13 protein-coding genes are annotated in these 15,126 nt (G+C 70.1%); 7 read left to right on the forward strand and 6 right to left on the reverse strand.

Annotation, left to right across the window (positions count from 1 at the left end; translation table 11 throughout):
• The first annotated feature begins 48 nt into the window (after nucleotides 1-48).
• The 3 genes from HCN51_RS29080 to HCN51_RS29085 all read left to right on the forward strand — a co-directional run bounded on the left by HCN51_RS29080 (nucleotide 49) and on the right by HCN51_RS29085 (nucleotide 3,656).
• On the forward strand, nucleotides 49-2,883 hold the full coding sequence (locus HCN51_RS29080) for a glycoside hydrolase family 3 protein (protein WP_240973345.1): 2,835 nt from the start codon (nucleotides 49-51) through the stop codon (nucleotides 2,881-2,883).
• Nucleotides 2,884-2,934: 51 nt separating this feature from the next.
• Nucleotides 2,935-3,057 carry a hypothetical protein gene (locus HCN51_RS61530; protein ID WP_277350116.1) on the forward strand — a complete coding sequence of 41 codons (123 nt, stop codon included), beginning with the start codon at nucleotides 2,935-2,937 and terminating at the stop codon, nucleotides 3,055-3,057.
• A 77-nt stretch (nucleotides 3,058-3,134) separates the two neighbouring features.
• Entirely contained in the window at nucleotides 3,135-3,656 is a 522-nt protein-coding gene (locus tag HCN51_RS29085; RefSeq protein ID WP_346433839.1) for a DoxX family protein, read from the forward strand.
• On the opposite strand, the gene HCN51_RS29090 is transcribed toward HCN51_RS29085, so the two are convergent.
• Nucleotides 3,591-4,361, reverse strand: a complete 771-nt coding sequence (locus tag HCN51_RS29090; RefSeq protein WP_168013542.1) for an SDR family NAD(P)-dependent oxidoreductase — start codon at nucleotides 4,359-4,361, stop codon at nucleotides 3,591-3,593. The genes HCN51_RS29085 and HCN51_RS29090 overlap by 66 nt on opposite strands.
• A gap of 186 nt (nucleotides 4,362-4,547) precedes the next feature.
• Here HCN51_RS29090 and HCN51_RS29095 point away from each other — a divergent pair, with 186 nt between their 5' ends.
• A complete protein-coding gene (locus HCN51_RS29095; protein WP_168013544.1) occupies nucleotides 4,548-7,256 on the forward strand; it encodes a cellulose binding domain-containing protein in 2,709 nt (902 codons plus the stop codon).
• 343 nt (nucleotides 7,257-7,599) lie between these two features.
• A complete protein-coding gene (locus tag HCN51_RS29100; RefSeq protein WP_168013546.1) occupies nucleotides 7,600-8,052 on the forward strand; it encodes a hypothetical protein in 453 nt (150 codons plus the stop codon).
• Nucleotides 8,053-8,077: 25 nt separating this feature from the next.
• Here HCN51_RS29100 and HCN51_RS29105 read toward each other — a convergent pair whose 3' ends face one another.
• Nucleotides 8,078-8,659, reverse strand: coding sequence for a TetR/AcrR family transcriptional regulator (locus HCN51_RS29105; RefSeq protein ID WP_168013548.1), 582 nt, complete (start codon nucleotides 8,657-8,659; stop codon nucleotides 8,078-8,080).
• A gap of 88 nt (nucleotides 8,660-8,747) precedes the next feature.
• Between HCN51_RS29105 and HCN51_RS59850 the strand changes: the two genes are divergently transcribed.
• On the forward strand, nucleotides 8,748-8,870 hold the full coding sequence (locus tag HCN51_RS59850) for an NAD(P)-binding domain-containing protein (protein WP_428981554.1): 123 nt from the start codon (nucleotides 8,748-8,750) through the stop codon (nucleotides 8,868-8,870).
• 81 nt (nucleotides 8,871-8,951) lie between these two features.
• Here HCN51_RS59850 and HCN51_RS29115 read toward each other — a convergent pair whose 3' ends face one another.
• The 4 genes from HCN51_RS29115 to HCN51_RS29130 all read right to left on the reverse strand — a co-directional run bounded on the left by HCN51_RS29115 (nucleotide 8,952) and on the right by HCN51_RS29130 (nucleotide 13,635).
• Nucleotides 8,952-10,076 (reverse strand): alpha/beta hydrolase family protein, encoded by a 1,125-nt coding sequence (locus HCN51_RS29115; RefSeq protein ID WP_168013550.1) that lies wholly within the window; start codon nucleotides 10,074-10,076, stop codon nucleotides 8,952-8,954.
• A gap of 74 nt (nucleotides 10,077-10,150) precedes the next feature.
• On the reverse strand, nucleotides 10,151-11,062 hold the full coding sequence (locus tag HCN51_RS29120; RefSeq protein ID WP_168013552.1) for a carbohydrate ABC transporter permease: 912 nt from the start codon (nucleotides 11,060-11,062) through the stop codon (nucleotides 10,151-10,153).
• Nucleotides 11,059-12,045, reverse strand: a complete 987-nt coding sequence (locus HCN51_RS29125) for an ABC transporter permease (RefSeq protein WP_168013554.1) — start codon at nucleotides 12,043-12,045, stop codon at nucleotides 11,059-11,061. Before HCN51_RS29125 ends, HCN51_RS29120 begins: the two co-directional genes overlap by 4 nt.
• A gap of 33 nt (nucleotides 12,046-12,078) precedes the next feature.
• Nucleotides 12,079-13,635 carry an extracellular solute-binding protein gene (locus HCN51_RS29130; protein ID WP_346433840.1) on the reverse strand — a complete coding sequence of 519 codons (1,557 nt, stop codon included), beginning with the start codon at nucleotides 13,633-13,635 and terminating at the stop codon, nucleotides 12,079-12,081.
• Nucleotides 13,636-13,891: 256 nt separating this feature from the next.
• Between HCN51_RS29130 and HCN51_RS29135 the strand changes: the two genes are divergently transcribed.
• Nucleotides 13,892-15,103: an ROK family transcriptional regulator gene (locus HCN51_RS29135; protein WP_168013558.1), complete on the forward strand. Its 1,212-nt coding sequence runs from the start codon at nucleotides 13,892-13,894 to the stop codon at nucleotides 15,101-15,103.
• Nucleotides 15,104-15,126: the final 23 nt, after the last annotated feature.

Genomic DNA, 15,126 nt, shown 5'->3' on the forward strand with positions numbered 1-15,126 from the left:
ATGCGAAAAATCCCGTTATTTGCGGCTTTAACCCTCGCTGCCTCGCTGTTGACCGCGCCCGCCCAGGCCGCCGAATCGTTCCCCTTCCAGGACCCCGGCCTGCCACTGGAGCAGCGGGTGAACGACCTGCTCGGCCGGCTCACCCTGGACGAGAAGCTGAGCCTGCTGCACCAGTCGCAGCCCGCGATCCCGCGCCTCGGCATCGCCTACCACAAGAACGGCACCGAGGCCCTGCACGGCGTCGCCTGGTCCAACCACCTCAACGACAACTGGAACCAGAAGTTCGCCAGCGGCACCGTGTTCCCGCAGGCCATCGGGCTGGCCAGCACCTGGGACACCGACCTGATCAAGAAGGTCGGCTCCGCCGTGGGCGACGAGGCCCGCGGCTACAACGCCACCGACCCCGTCCTGTGGGGGCTGCAGGTGTGGGCGCCGGTGGTGGACCTGCTGCGCGACCCCCGCGCCGGCCGCAACGAGGAAGGCTACTCCGAGGACCCGCTGCTGACCGGCGCCATCTCCACCGCGTACGGCAAGGGCCTGTCGGGCGACGACCCCTTCTACCTCAAGACCGCGCCCGTCCTGAAGCACTACCTGGCCTACAACAACGAGAACAACCGCAGCCTGACCTCCTCCAACCTGACGCCCAAGCTGAAGCACGAGTACTACGAGCCGGCGTTCAAGGCGGCGATCTCGGCCGACGCCGCGACCGGCGTGATGGCGTCGTACAACCTGGTCAACGGGCGGCCCAACCACGTCAACCCCGACCTCGACGACGTGGTGCGGTCGTGGACGGACAAGACGCTCTACAACCCCAGCGACGCCTGGGGGCCGCACGCCCTCACCGACCTGGAGAAGTACTACGACACCAAGCCCGAGGCGTTCGCCGCCGTGCTGAAGGCCGGGCTCGACAGCTTCACGATCGACAACAGCGACGTCAGCGTGCTCGTCACGAACCTCAAGGCCGCGCTCCAGCAGGGCCGCATCACCGAGGCCGACGTCGACAAGTCCGTGCGCAGCGTGCTGTCGATCCGGACCCGGCTGGGGCACTTCGACCCGGACGGCGGGCCGTACAAGAAGATCACCGCCGACGTGATCGACAGCGCGGCGCACCGCAAGCTCAACCGCGAGACCGCCGGCAAGGCGGCGGTGCTGCTGAAGAACTCCGGCGTGCTGCCGCTGGCCAAGCCGAAGTCCGCGGCCGTCGTCGGGCCGCTGTCGGACCGGCTCTACCGCGACTGGTACGCGGGGCAGCTCCCGTACCAGGTGACGCCGCTCGACGGGATCAAGGAGCGGGTGCCCGACGTGCGCACCGGCGAGGGGCTGGAGCGCATCGCGCTCAAGCACCTCGACTCCGGCAAGTACATCACCGCCAGCGGCACCGGCCCCGACGACAACGCCACGCTCAGCGACACCGCCCCCACCGCCGCCTCGCAGTGGGACCTCACCGACTGGACCGGCGGCGTGTCCACGCTGCGCAACGCCGGCAACGGCAAGCTGCTCGGCGGCGACTGGCGCTCGCTCGACACCGACGACGCCGAGCCCGACGGCTGGTACGTCTCCCAGCAGTTCGCGCTGGAGCGGCAGCCCGACGGCAGCCACCTGATCCGCTACGCGGGGTTCGAGACCGTCGAGAGCTGGTTCGGCCTCCCCGACGCCTATGTGGGCGTCACCGCCGACGGCACGCTCGGCCTGGTGCCCAAGGCGCAGGCCGCGAAGTTCGCCAAGGAGGTCGTCTCCGACGGCGTGGCCGAGGCCGCCGCGCAGGCCGCCAAGGCCGAGGTCGCCGTCGTGGTGGTGGGCAGCCACCCGTTCGTGGCCGGGCGCGAGTTCCACGACCGCGACACCCTGAAGCTCGGCGAGGGCCAGCGGCGGCTGATCGAGGCCGTCCGCAAGGCCAACCCGCGCACGGTCGTGGTGCTGGAGACCAGCTACCCCGTCATCGTGGACGCGCCGACGCTGCTGTGGACCACCCACGCGGGCGCCGAGACCGGCCACGCCGTCGCCGACGTGCTCTTCGGCGACGTCAACCCCGGCGGCCGGCTCACCCAGACCTGGCCGGCCACCGACGACCTGCCGAGCATCCTGGACTACGACCTGACCAAGACCGGCATGACGTACCTGTACGGGAACGACCGGCCGCTCTACGCCTTCGGGCACGGCCTCAGCTACACCTCCTTCGCCTACCAGGGCCTGCGTGTGCAGGGCGAGCGGGTCAGCGTCAAGGTCACCAACACCGGCAAGGTCAGGGGAGACGAGGTCGTCCAGCTCTACACCCACCAGCGCTCCTCCCGCTTCGAGCAGCCCGTCAAGCAGCTGCGCGGCTTCCAGCGGGTCACCCTGAACCCCGGCGAGACCCGCACGGTCACCTTCACCCTGAAGAAGTCCGACCTCGCCGTCTGGGACCACACCCGCGGCAAGTGGACCGTCGAGAACGCCACCCACGACGTGCTCGTCGGCTCCTCCTCCGACCGGATCCGCCAGTCCACGACGCTGCGCGTGTCTGGCGAGACCGTCCCCGTGCGCGACCTGACCAGGACCACCCGCGCCATGGACTTCGACGACTACTCCGGCGTCGCCTTCGCCGACGAGAGCAAGGTGCGCGGCGAGGTCGTCGAAGGGTCGGCGGGTGACTGGGTCTCCTTCACCGGCGCCACCTGGGGCTCCCGCCTGACCGCCTCGGTCGCCTCGGCGGGCGGCGGCTCGTTCGAGGTCCGGCGCGGCTCACCGACCGGCGCCCTGCTCGCCACCGTCCAGGTGCCCGCCACCGGCGGGATCTACCAGTACGGGAACGTGAGCGCGACCGTGAAGGCGGGGAGCGGGAGCGTGTACCTCGTGTTCAAGGGCGACCTGCGGATCAGGGACTTCGCGTTCACCAGGTCGTGAACCAGGTCCGGCAGCATCCTGCGATCCACTCCGTTCGTTGAAAGGGAGCTCATGAAGCGGACGATCGCGGGTGCCGTCGTGGCGGCCATGGCCACGCTCATGGCCGCCACTCCCGCCCAGGCGGCGCCGGCAGACCCGTCAAGGGCGCCGCCGAAGAGCGAGGGGGCAGGCTGAGGGCCGGTAGTTGACTTTATTGGATAGCGATGTTATCTAATAGAGCTAGGTAGTACTGCTATCCAATGGAGGTTCCGGTGACTGTTGCCGTCCTGCTGATCGCCACCGTGGCGTTCCGGCTGCTCGGATTGCTCGGCGTGCGCCGCTTCGCCACGTGGCGGGTGAGCGCCGCCCACGGGCTCGCGGTCATGCTCGTGATGACCGCGAGCGCCCACTTCGTCCCCGGTGACGTGACGTTCATGCCGAACTATGACGACATGGTGGCCATGGTGCCGTCGTTCGTGCCGTTCCCGGGCTTCATGGTGTACCTGAGCGGGGTGCTGGAGCTGGCCGGGGCCGTCGGGCTGGTGCTGGAGCCCACGCGCAGGGCCGCCGGCATCTGCCTGGCGCTGCTGTTCGTCGCGTTGCTGCCGGCCAACGTCAACGCGGCCGAGCTCGGCCTGGAGGACGTCGGGTCGCCGCTGTGGCAGCGCGTCCCCGAGCAGGTGCTCTACATCGGGGTCGCCCTCTGGGCGGCGGGGCTGCGCCGGCCGTCAGCGGACCGTCCAGCCGCCGTCGATCACCAGCGTGTGCCCAGTGATCAGGGCAGCGGCCGGTGAGGCCAGGAAGAGCACCGCGCCGGCGACGTCCATCGGCTCGCCGATGCGGTGCAGCGCCGCGATCCGCTCGATCACGTCGGCCTCGAACGCCGGGTCCGACAGGGCGGGCTCGGTGCCAGGGGTGCGGATGAAGGTCGGGGCGACGTTGTTCACCCTGACGCCGTGCGGGCCCCACTCGACGGCGAGGCAGCGGGTGAGGTGGGCGATGGCGGCCTTGGTCATGCAGTAGACGGACTCGCCGGGCAGCGCCACCTCGCCGGCCTGCGAGCCCACGTTCACGATCATGCCGTGCCCCTGCTCGATCATCGCCCGGCCGGCCGCCTGGCTGGCCAGGAAGGTGCCCTTCAGGTTCACCTGCAAGGTACGGTCGAAGTCCTCCTCCGTCACGTGCTCGGCCGGGTTGCCGGGAGCGATGCCCGCGTTGTTGACCAGGATGTCGATCCTGCCGAACCGGTCCAGCGTGTGCCGGACCGCCGCGGAGATCTGGGCGGGGACGGTCATGTCCATCTGCAGCGGCAGCGCCGCGCGTCCCATGCGCTCGATCTCGGCGGCCAGGCCCTCGTCCGCCGTGACGTCCCGGAGGCCGAGGGCGAGGTCGGCCCCGGCGTGGGCCAGGGCCAGCGAGATGGCCCGTCCGAGGCCCCTCGCCGCGCCCGTGACCAGCGCGATCCTTCCGTCCACCCGGTACTCGGGAAAGCCTGCCATGACGCCCCTTAATTGGTTGCTTGTCCAAACTATTGACCTGCGTTACGCGCGTGTGTGAGCCTTCTGGGTGAAGCTCATGCGCGAAGGCGCGGCGACGGTCAGGGTCGGTGCACTCTGCTCGTGCATGGCGGTCATTCTGACGCCTCTGGCGCGCCCTCCGGCGTGCCCGGAAAGGAAGAGCCGCGCATGCGAAGAAGATTATTCGTCATGCTCACGACCGCCGCCGTCCTGCTCGTGGCGGCCGTGGTGCGGATGTCGCCGGTCTCGGCGGTCGCCGCCGACCCGTACGCGTACAAGAACGTGCGGATCGACGGCGGCGGGTTCGTGCCGGGCATCATCTTCAACCCGACCGAGCGCAACCTCATCTACGCCCGCACCGACATCGGCGGCGCGTACCGGTGGAACCAGTCCACGAAGTCCTGGACCCCGCTGCTCGACTGGGTCGGCTGGGACAAATGGGGCTACAACGGTGTGATCAGCATGGCCACCGACCCCGTCCAGACCAACCGCGTGTACGCCGCCGTCGGCATGTACACCAACTCCTGGGACCCGAACAACGGCGCCATCCTGCGCTCCACCGACAAGGGCGACACCTGGCAGGTCACGGCGCTGCCGTTCAAGCTGGGCGGCAACATGCCCGGCCGGGGCATGGGCGAGGCCCTGTCCGTGGACCCCAACGACAACCGCGTCCTCTACTTCGGCGCGCCCAACGGCAACGGCCTGTGGCGCAGCACCGACTACGGCGCCACCTGGTCGAAGGTGACCAGCTTCCCCAACGCCGGCAACTACGCCCAGGACCCCAGCGACCCCAACGGCTACCTCAGCCACCGGCCCGGCGTGATCTGGGTGACCTACGACAAGCGCTCCTCCAGCGCCGGCAGCGCCACCAAGACCATCTACGTGGGCGTCGCCGACAAGGACAACACGGTCTACCGCACCACCGACGGCGGCGCCACCTGGTCCCGCCTCGCCGGGCAGCCCACCGGCTACATCGCCCACAAGGGCGTGCTCGACACCGTCAACGGCTACCTCTACCTCGCCACCAGCGACACCGGCGGCCCGTACGACGGGGCCAAGGGCGACGTGTGGCGCTACGCCACCGCCACCGGCACCTGGACGCAGATCAGCCCCATCCCGTCGTCCAGCTCCGACGACTACTTCGGCTACAGCGGCCTGACCATCGACCGGCAGCACCCGTCCACGATCATGGTCGCCACCCAGGTCTCCTGGTGGCCGGACGTCATCTTCTTCCGCTCCACGGACTCCGGCGCCACGTGGACCCGCGTGTGGGACTGGACCTCCTACCCCAACCGCTCGTTCCGCTACAAGATGGACATCTCCGCGAACCCGTGGCTGACCTTCGGCACCAACCCGCAACCCCCCGAGGTTACGCCCAAGCTCGGCTGGATGACCGAATCCCTGGAGATCGACCCGTTCGACTCCAACCGGATGATGTACGGCACCGGCGCCACCATCTACGGCACCGAGGACCTCGGCCTGTGGGACTCCGGCGGGCAGTTCACCATCAAGCCCATGGCCAAGGGCCTGGAGGAGACGGCCGTCCTCGACCTGATCAGCCCGCCCAGCGGCGCGCCCCTCGTCAGCGGCCTCGGCGACATCGCCGGCTTCCGCCACACCAGCCTGGACGCCGTGCCGTCCATGATGTTCACCCAGCCGGTCTTCACCTCCACCACCAGCCTCGACTACGCCGAGAAGTCCCCCTCGATCATGGTCAGGGCCGGCAACTTCACCGACGCAGACCGCCCGAACGACAGCCACGTCGCCTTCTCCACCGACGGCGGCGCCAACTGGTTCCAGGGCACCGAGCCCGGCGGCGTCAACGAGGGCGGCACCGTCGCGGCGGCCGCCGACGGCTCCCGCTTCGTCTGGGCACCCAAGGGCGTCACCCCCGTCTACTCCGTCGGGTACGGCAACTCCTGGCAGACCGCCACCGGCCTGCCCACCGGCGCAACCGTCGAGTCCGACCGGGTCAACCCCATGAAGTTCTACGGCCTCAGCGGCGGCCGCCTCTACCTCAGCACCAACGGCGGCGCCACCTTCACCGCCACCGCCGCGACCGGCCTGCCCGCCACCGCCACCAAGTTCAAGGCCGTGCCCGGCATCGAGGGTGACCTGTGGCTGGCCGGCGAGGGCGGCCTCTGGCACTCCACCAACAGCGGCGCCTCCTTCACCAAGGTCTCCGGCGTCACCAGCTCTGTGAACGTCGGCTTCGGCAAGGCCGCGCCCGGCGCCACGTACCAGGCGATCTACGCCGTCGCCACCGTCGACGGCACCGCCGGCCTGTACCGCTCCGACGACGCCGGCTCGTCCTGGATGCGCATCAACGACGACAAGCACCAGTGGGGCAACATGGGCGAGGCGCTGACGGGCGACCCCCGCGTGTACGGCCGCGTCTACGTGGGGACCAACGGGCGCGGCATCATCTACGGCGACCGCACCGGCCCGCCCGTCACCGTCACCCCGACCGTGACGCCCACGGTCACCCCGACCGTGACGCCCACGGTCACCCCGACCGTGACGCCCACGGTCACCCCGACCGTGACGCCGACCGTCACCCCCACCACTGATAGCGGTTGCACCGCCACCTACAAAGCCGGCAACTCCTGGCCCGGCGGCTTCCAGGCCGAGGTCTCCGTCAAGAACACCGGCACCGCCGCCATCACCGGCTGGAAGGTGACATGGACCTGGCCGGGTGACCAGAAGATCACCCAGATCTGGGGCGCCACGCAGACCCAGTCGGGCGCCAACGTGACCGCCGTCAACGTCGGCTACACCGGCAACGTGGCCGCCGGCGCCTCGACGTCGTTCGGCTTCAACGGCGGCTACACCGGCACCAACACCCCGCCCGCCACCCTCACCTGCACCCCCGTGTAGGGCTCGGGGAGGCGCTGCCCCGGCTGGGAGCCCCACGGGCAGCGCCTCCTCCAGCGGGCCAGGGACATGCGCACACCAGCCCGCGGCCCTGTAGGCCGAGCGCCGGCCGCTCTACCGTTGCGCGCCGTTCACGTGCTGACGCCCGCCCGTACGGACGCCCCTTCACCTACCACCGCATGCCCGCCCTCGGCCTGCGCGTCGAGCTGGTGGACGGGTCGCAGAGGCCGCGGTTCCTACGGACGTGGGGGCCTGCGGACGTGGAGTCTGCGGGACGTGGGCTCTGCGGGACGTGGGCTCTGCGGACGTAGGGCCTGCGGGTGAGCCCTCCGGGTAGCTGGCCCGCATGCACACACTCGTCAAGGGCTTGATCGCGGGCGCGGCCGGCACCAGCGCACTCAATATCGCTACATATCTCGACATGGTGATCCGGGCGCGCGCCGCCAGCAGCACCCCGCAGCAGGCCGTGGAGAAGCTGTCCGACCTCACGGACGTCGGCCTGGGAGACGGCGAGCAGGCCGAGAACCGCAAGCAGGCCCTGGGCTCCCTCCTCGGCTACGCCACGGGCGCGGGCGCCGCCCTCTGCTACGCCCTGCTCGCCGCCGGCCGCCGCCCGTCCTGGCCGGTGGGGGTGTCGGCGCTGACGGCGCTGGCCATGGCCGGCTCGAACGTCCCGCTGACGGCCCTCGGCGCCACGGACCCGCGCGAGTGGCCGCCCTCCGCCTGGATCTCGGACGCGCTCCCGCACCTGGCGTACGGGATCACCGCGTACGCGGCCTACGAACTGCTGCGTTGCTGACCCGACGAGCCCGGCACCGGTCGCCTCACCGGTAGGAGTCGATGAGCCGGGCGAGGTGCCGGCCCGCGATCTCCAGTGGCGCCTCGCTCTGGGACACCTGGGCCGACAGCTCCGCCCCCTCCAAGAGGTTGATCACGGTGTGGGCGAGGTCGTGGGCGACGTCGTCGGCGAAGCCGGAGCGGGTGAGCTTGTCGCGCACCAGCGCGCGCCAGCTCTCGTAGGCATCCTCCGCGGCCTGCCGGATGGCGGGCTCGCGGCCGACGCTCTCCAGTGCCGTGGTGGTGACGGGGCAGCCGTCGACCCAGCCGGACTCGCGCAGGCCCGTGGCCAGGTCGCGGGTGCAGGCGATGATGGCGGCGGCCGGGTCGTCCTCCTGGTCGAACGCCGTGCGCAGGAACTGGGCGAACTCCTTGTCGCCGTGGCGGACGGCCTCGACGGCCAGCTCCCGCTTGCCGCCGGGGAAGAAGTGGTAGACCGAGCCCAGCGTGGCCTGGGCCTCCTGGGAGATCTGCTTGAGGCCCGTCGCCTCGTATCCCTGCTGCTGGAGCAGGCGGGAGGTGGTCCGGACGATCCGCTCCCGGGTGCCGAGCTCGTGCTGGGTCCGCATGCCGTCCATCCTACTGGTTAGAGCGTTCGTTCTAGTGGTGTGGCGCTTTCTGAATAGAGCGTTCGTTCTAGAGAAGGAGAGGACGCCCATGGGACGGGCCATGGCCGGCGCCTACCTCGGCAGGGGCTACGAGGTGACGGGGTGGAACCGCACCGCCGCGCGGGCGGACGAGCTGGTGGCCAGGGGCGCCGGGCCGCGCTGGAGGTGCTGACCGGCATCGACCACCTCGGCGAGGACCCGGGTGCTGAAGCGCGCTGCCCCGGCTACCAGACCTGAAGCGCCGCTGACCCGGCTACCAGAACCGCACCTCGGGATAGCTCTCGGACGGACCGTCCAGCAGCGGCTGCGGCTTTCCCTTCAGGTGCAGGTCGAGGAAGGCGGTCACGTACGTGCGGGTGACGCGCAGGGCTCGCTCGCCGTCCAGGGGGAACTCGCCCAGCCCGAGCTGCGGCAGGAGCACCGCGTAGTCCATGAAGCTCATGTGCTCGGCGCCGGTCACGGTCAGCCAGCGCTTCCAGTCGCCGGTCACGTGCGGCCAGAACTGGTCCCACGAGCCGTCCTTGCCGCCGGACTGCGGCTGGTGCCGGGGGTTGCCGATCATCATGAAGGGCTTGTCCAGGGGCTTGGCCGGGGTCGGGGGGTTGTAGGTGCCGTCGAGGTTGACCACCGCCTGCACCCGCCTGGAGGTGGGCAGCAGGTGCGCCGCGCTCTGGCCGCCGACCGAGTGGCCGACCATGGCGACCCTGCGCTCGTCGACGAGCCGCTTCCAGTGCTTGCTCTTGGCCAGCCGGTCGAGGACGAACGCGGTGTCTGCCGCCCGCACCCGCGCCACCTTCTCCCCGGTCTCGGCCGTCTGCCCGGCCTTGCCGGCCTCGAAGGTGACGGTGCGGCCGTCGGGGAAGGTGGTGGCCAGCGACTCGTACGTGTGCTCGATGCCCGCCACCAGGTAGCCGCGGCTGGCGAACTCCTCCGCCAGGGAGGTCATGGTCGCCCGGGGCAGCGTCATGCCGGGGGACAGGACCACCAGCGGCCAGCCGCCCTTGCGCGGCAGCGCGGGGGCACCGGACCTGGCGTGCGTCACGGTCTTGGCGAGGGTGTCGGCGGGCACGTCCTTCAGGCGCGGCTCGCTCCTGATGATCAGCTCGGACTCGCGCGGCGTCAGGTAGCGGGCCGGCGCGCCCGTGGAGGCGCGCGCCGGGTACCAGATCGACACCATCAGCTCCCGCGCCTTCCGCTGGGGAACCCACGGGTCGGGGCGGCTGGTGTCGACGAGGTGCAGGTCGGTCTTGCCGACGGCGAGATCGCCGGTGGGGGCCGGCAGCCGGAGAACGGGCGGCGCGGCCTGAGCCGGGGGCGCCGCGAGGACGGTCAGCGAAGCGGAGAGCGCGAGCACGGTCGCGGCCAAGGTCTTCCTCATGCCGCCCACCGTGCCACCCGGCCGCGCCGGACCGTCCCCGGCGAAAGTAGCCGCGCACCCCCGACTTTCGTCGGTCACCCCTTGATGGCGCCGACGATCACACCCTTCGTGAAGTGGCGCTGCACCAGGGGGTACATGATGAGCGCGGGGATGACGGCGATCACCACGATCGCCATCTTGATGGCCAGGGTCGGGGGCGCGTCGCCGGTGACGCCGGCCGTGGCCGCCGGTAAGGGGTTGGAGTCCACGACGTACTGGCGCAGGATCAGCGCCAGCGGCCACTTGCGGGTGTCGTCCATGTAGAGCATCGCGTTGAACCACGCGTTCCAGTACCCGACCGCGTAGAACATCGCCACCACGGCCGTGACCGCCTTCGACATGGGCAGCACGATGCGGAACAGGATGCGGAACTCGCCGGCCCCGTCGATGCGGGCGCTGTCCAGCAGCTCGCCGGGGATGTTCATGAAGAACGAGCGCAGCACGACCACGTTGAACGCCGACACGGCCGTGGGCAGGATCAGCGACCAGTAGCTGTCCTTGAGCCCGAGCCCGCTCACCATCAGGTACACGGGGATGATGCCGGGGAAGAACACGAACATCAGCAGCACGGTGAACAGCAGCGGCCGGTGCAGGAAGGAGCCGGGGCGCGACAGCGAGTACGCCCCGAGCACGCTCACCCCGGCGCTGATCAGGGTGCCGACGACGGTGACGCCGGTGCTGACGAGCACGGCCCGGCTGACGACGGTGTCGGAGAAGATCTGCCGGTACGCCTCGAACGTGATCCCGTCGGGCACCAGCACGAGACCGCCCGCCCGGTTGACGGTGGCGGAGGAGCTGAGGCTGGTCAGGACGATCGTGTAGAGGGGGCCGAGCACGGCGACGAGGATGAGGGTGATCAGGGTGCCCTTGCCGAGCTGGCCGGCCGGCGAGGGCCGCTCCTCCCAGGGCGCCAGCCGCGCGGGTTTCCTGCGGGTGAGAGCGGTCATGATCGTGAATACACCCCTCGTTCGCCGAACGCGTGCGCCACGCGGTTGGCCGCGATGATGAGCAGCAGCCCCACGACGCCCTTGAACAGCCCGGCCGCCGCGCCGTACCCGAGGTCGCCGGTGCGGATGCCCGACCAGTACACGAACGTGTCGAAGACCTCGGACGCCTCGCTGCCGACGGCGCTGCGTTGCAGCATGAACTGCTCGAAGCCGACGTTCAGGGCGTCGCCGAGGCGCAGGATGAGCAGCAGGACGATCACGGGCCGCAGGCCGGGCAGCGTGATGTGCCACATGCGCCGCCACCGGCGAGCGCCGTCCACGGCGGCGGCCTCGTACAGGTTGGGGTCGATGGTGCTGAGGGCGGCCAGGAAGATGATCGCGCCCCAGCCGGCGTCCTTCCAGATGGTCTGCGAGGTGAGCAGCAGGATGAAGGTGTCGGAGTTCGTCATCAGGTCGACGCCCTCGTGGCCGTGCTGCCGCAGGGTCTGCGCGAGCAGGCCGGCGCCGCCGAACATCTGCTGGAAGACGGCGATGACCAGCACCCAGGAGAAGAAGAACGGCATGTAGACGACGCCCTGCACGAACGCCCGCAGCTTGGCCGAGACGATGCTGTTGAGCAGCAGCGCCAGCAGGATCGGCACGGGGAAGTAGAAGACGAGCTGGAAGGCGGTGATGGACAGGGTGTTGGTGATGGCGCGGATGAACTGCGGGTCCTGGAAGAGCAGCGCGAAGTTGGTGAAGCCGATGACGGGGCTGCCGAGGATCCCGTCGGTGTACGGGTTGTAGTCCTGGAAGGCGATCACGTTGCCGAGCGCCGGCACCCACCAGAAGGCGACGACGATCAGCAGCATGGGCAGGTTCATCACCAGCAGCGGCCAGTCCCTGCGCAGCTTGGCCCGCCAGGTCGGCTCGTGCGGCTTGGTGCGGGTTTCCGGGGGCGTGGTACGGCCGGGGGAGCGCCGCCGGGTGGTCACGGCGCCCATGGGAGGCCCTTTCCGACGTTCATGAAGAAGACCTCAAAGCCTGCCGTTCTCCCGCGCGACCTTCATGTAGAACTCGCGCGCCTCGTTCCCGCCCTGCTCCTGCCACTCCTTGACGATCTTGGGCCATTCGGAGACGGGGCGCTTGCCGCGGAAGATCTCGTGCATCTTGTCCTCGGTGGGGGTGGTCAGCCCGGCCATCTTGGAGGGCGTCTCCACCCGGATGCCCACGAAGGGGTCGTTCTCCAGGAGCTTGGCCGCCTTGGTCTGCCAGTCCCACAACGACTGGACGAGGCCCTCGTACTGGCTCATCGCGTTGGCGTTGGGCCGGCCCGACAGGAACAGGTAGGTGGGCGCGACCTCCTTGCGGCCGAGCGCGGTCTGCTTGACCTGGCCTTTCTCGACCGTGTAGTGCTTGCCCTCGATGCCGTTGGAGCACAGCTCGTACTCCTGGGTGCCGAACGGCCCTGAGGCCCAGTTCGACAGGGCGAGCAGCTCGCGGGTGCGGGCGTCGCCGAGGCCCTTCCTGATGAAGACGAACATGCTGGCGGGCTCGTTGCGCCACATGATGGGGGTGCCGCCGGCGTGCGCCGGGTACGGGTCGACGATCTGCATGTCGAACTTCGGGTTGTCGGCCTGGAAGCGGCCCAGGGCCTCGTGCCAGGCGCCGAGCCCGTCACGGTAGACGACCATTTCGCCGCTGCCGAAGATGGCCTTGTTGTCGGCGTCCTTGTTGGCCACGATGTCGGGGTGCACGTAGCCGGCCTCGAAGAGCTTGGTGACGGCTTCGATGGAGGCCATCCACTCCTCGGTCTCGTACTTGTAGATCAGCGTGCCGTCGCTCTTCTTGCGCCACTCGCGCGGCGCGCCGAACGCCCGCTGGAGCTCCTGCTCCATGCCGCCGCCGAACGCCCAGCGCTTCTTCTTGGGGTCGGTGATCGCCTTGCCGAGGGCGGCGAGGTCGTCGGCGCTCTTGGGGTGCTCCAGGCCGAGCTCTTCCATGATGTCCTGGCGGACGAACGTGGCGAACGGGTACGGGTCGTTCTGCCAGGGGATGCCCTGGAGGAGGCCGCCGAAGACGCCGTACTGCCAGGCTGCGGTGTCGTAGTTGGCCAGCAGGGGGAACTCCCTGGCCTTGTCCCCGGTCAGGTAGGGCGACAGGTCGGCGAAGAGCTTGTTGGCGGCCTCGGTGAAGTGGCCGATCTTGATCAGCTCCCACTGCGGGACCATCACCATCTCGGGCACGTCGCCGCTGGCCAGGACGGTGCTGAGCTTCTGCCCGTAGGTGTTGCCGTCGGAGATGTTGAAGCGGACGACGCCGCCGAGCCGCTTGTTGACCTCGTCGTAGTAGGAGTTGCTGCCGAGGCCGGGCGGCACCGTGCCCCACAGCGGGGTCATCGCGGTGACCTCCTTGCCGCTGGTGAGCGGCGGGGTGGTGACGGCCTGCACCATCTGGGCGGGCCTGGTCAGGAAGCCGGGCTGGACGAACTCGCTGCCGGGCAGGTCGGGCTTGAGCCCGGGGATCTCGAACGGCACCCTGGTCGGCACCAGGCTCTTGAGCTTGTCGGCGGCCACGGCCGTGCCCTTCGACACCTGTCTCTTCTCGGCGCAACCGGCCACCAGAACGCTCGCGCCTACCAGGCCGAGGAATCCGCGGCGAGTCGTGGACGTGGGCATCTCGCTCCCTTCTCGGAGTGGGGATGGCCCCGATACATTTAGTTGGTATTCCGGCCAAACAAATTAGTAGACTGTGACCGTGGCCACAAGTGAGCGCGGTGGTCACAGGTTGGTGAAGGGAGCCGGCGATGCGGCATGCTGGGGTCATCTCTTGGCGGGAACGGGGCTGATATTGATCACTTCTACGACCGGCCCTCAGCCGGCCGACTTCGCCGACGTACGGGCCACCAACCTCGCGGTCGTGCTGCGGTTCGTCCGCGAGCACGCGCCGTGCTCGCGCGCCGACATCGCGGCCTCCACCGGGCTGAACAAGGCGACGGTCTCCAGCCTGGTCGCCGACCTCATCGACCGCCGGCTGGTCCGCGAGACGGGCCTGACGGAGAACCGCGTCGGCAGGCCGGCCACGATGCTCGTCCTCGACGGCTCCCCGTACGCCGCCATCGGCGTCGAGATCAACGTCGACACCGTGTCGGCCGTGGCCACCGACCTGGCGGGGGAGCGGCTGCTGACCTGGCGGCGCTCGTTCTCCGGCGGTGACTCGGTCAATCAGGGCGTGGCCGGCGTCGGCGCGATCATCAGGCGCGTGGTCAGCCGCATGGCCAAGGAGGAGCGCCAGGTGCTCGGCCTGGCCGTGGCCGTGCCGGGGCTGATCGACGTGCAGGGCACCGTCCGCATCGCGCCCAACCTCGGCTGGCACGACGCCGACATCGGCGGCGACCTCGCCAAGGCGCTGCGCGACCCCGGCTTCCCCATCCAGGTCGACAACGACGCCAACCTCGGGGCCCTGGCCGAGCAGCGCTTCGGCGCGCACGCGGGCGCCTCCGACCTGGTCTACCTCACCGGCGAGCTGGGCGTGGGCGCCGGCATCATCCTCGACGGGCGGCTGCGGCGCGGCGGGCGCGGCTACAGCGGCGAGATCGGCCACGTGCAGGTCGACCCCGAGGGCCCCGCCTGCTACTGCGGGCGGCGCGGCTGCCTGGAGGCCATGGCGGGCATCGGCGCCGTGCTGCGCCGGGATCCGTCGCCGGCGGAGATCCAGGTCGAGGTGGAGGAGGTCGTACGCCTGGCGCGGGCCGGCGACGCCGAGACGGTCGGCAACCTGGGTGCGGTGGGCCGCAGCCTCGGCGTGGGCGTGTCGATCCTGGCGAACCTGCTCAACCCCGAGGTGGTGATCCTCGGCGGCTACTACGTGCCGCTCGCGCCGTGGCTGCTGCCCGCCGTCCACGAGGAGGTCGCCGCCCGCGTGATCGCCTCGGAGGCCGGAGGCGTGCAGGTCGTGGCCTCGACGCTCGGGTACGACGCCGCCGCGCTGGGGGGCGCGGCCAGGGTGCTCGACTCCGTCGATTCGGGAAGATTGCCGGGAGGATTGTCGCGAATCCCTTGACCTTGGTCACGGGGACGTGCACC

Source organism: Nonomuraea composti (assembly GCF_012034275.1).
GTDB lineage: Bacteria > Actinomycetota > Actinomycetes > Streptosporangiales > Streptosporangiaceae > Nonomuraea > Nonomuraea composti.

Bases quoted from the DNA above. Each gene is read 5' to 3' on its own strand.
- HCN51_RS29120 (WP_168013552.1), bottom strand. From the start codon at position 11,062: ATGACCGCTCTCACCCGCAGGAAACCCGCGCGGCTGGCGCCCTGGGAG.
- HCN51_RS29090 (WP_168013542.1), bottom strand. From the start codon at position 4,361: ATGGCAGGCTTTCCCGAGTACCGGGTGGACGGAAGGATCGCGCTGGTC.
- HCN51_RS29115 (WP_168013550.1), bottom strand. From the start codon at position 10,076: ATGAGGAAGACCTTGGCCGCGACCGTGCTCGCGCTCTCCGCTTCGCTG.
- HCN51_RS61530 (WP_277350116.1), top strand. From the start codon at position 2,935: ATGAAGCGGACGATCGCGGGTGCCGTCGTGGCGGCCATGGCCACGCTC.
- HCN51_RS59850 (WP_428981554.1), top strand. From the start codon at position 8,748: ATGGGACGGGCCATGGCCGGCGCCTACCTCGGCAGGGGCTACGAGGTG.
- HCN51_RS29125 (WP_168013554.1), bottom strand. From the start codon at position 12,045: ATGGGCGCCGTGACCACCCGGCGGCGCTCCCCCGGCCGTACCACGCCC.
- HCN51_RS29095 (WP_168013544.1), top strand. From the start codon at position 4,548: ATGCGAAGAAGATTATTCGTCATGCTCACGACCGCCGCCGTCCTGCTC.
- HCN51_RS29100 (WP_168013546.1), top strand. From the start codon at position 7,600: ATGCACACACTCGTCAAGGGCTTGATCGCGGGCGCGGCCGGCACCAGC.
- HCN51_RS29105 (WP_168013548.1), bottom strand. From the start codon at position 8,659: ATGCGGACCCAGCACGAGCTCGGCACCCGGGAGCGGATCGTCCGGACC.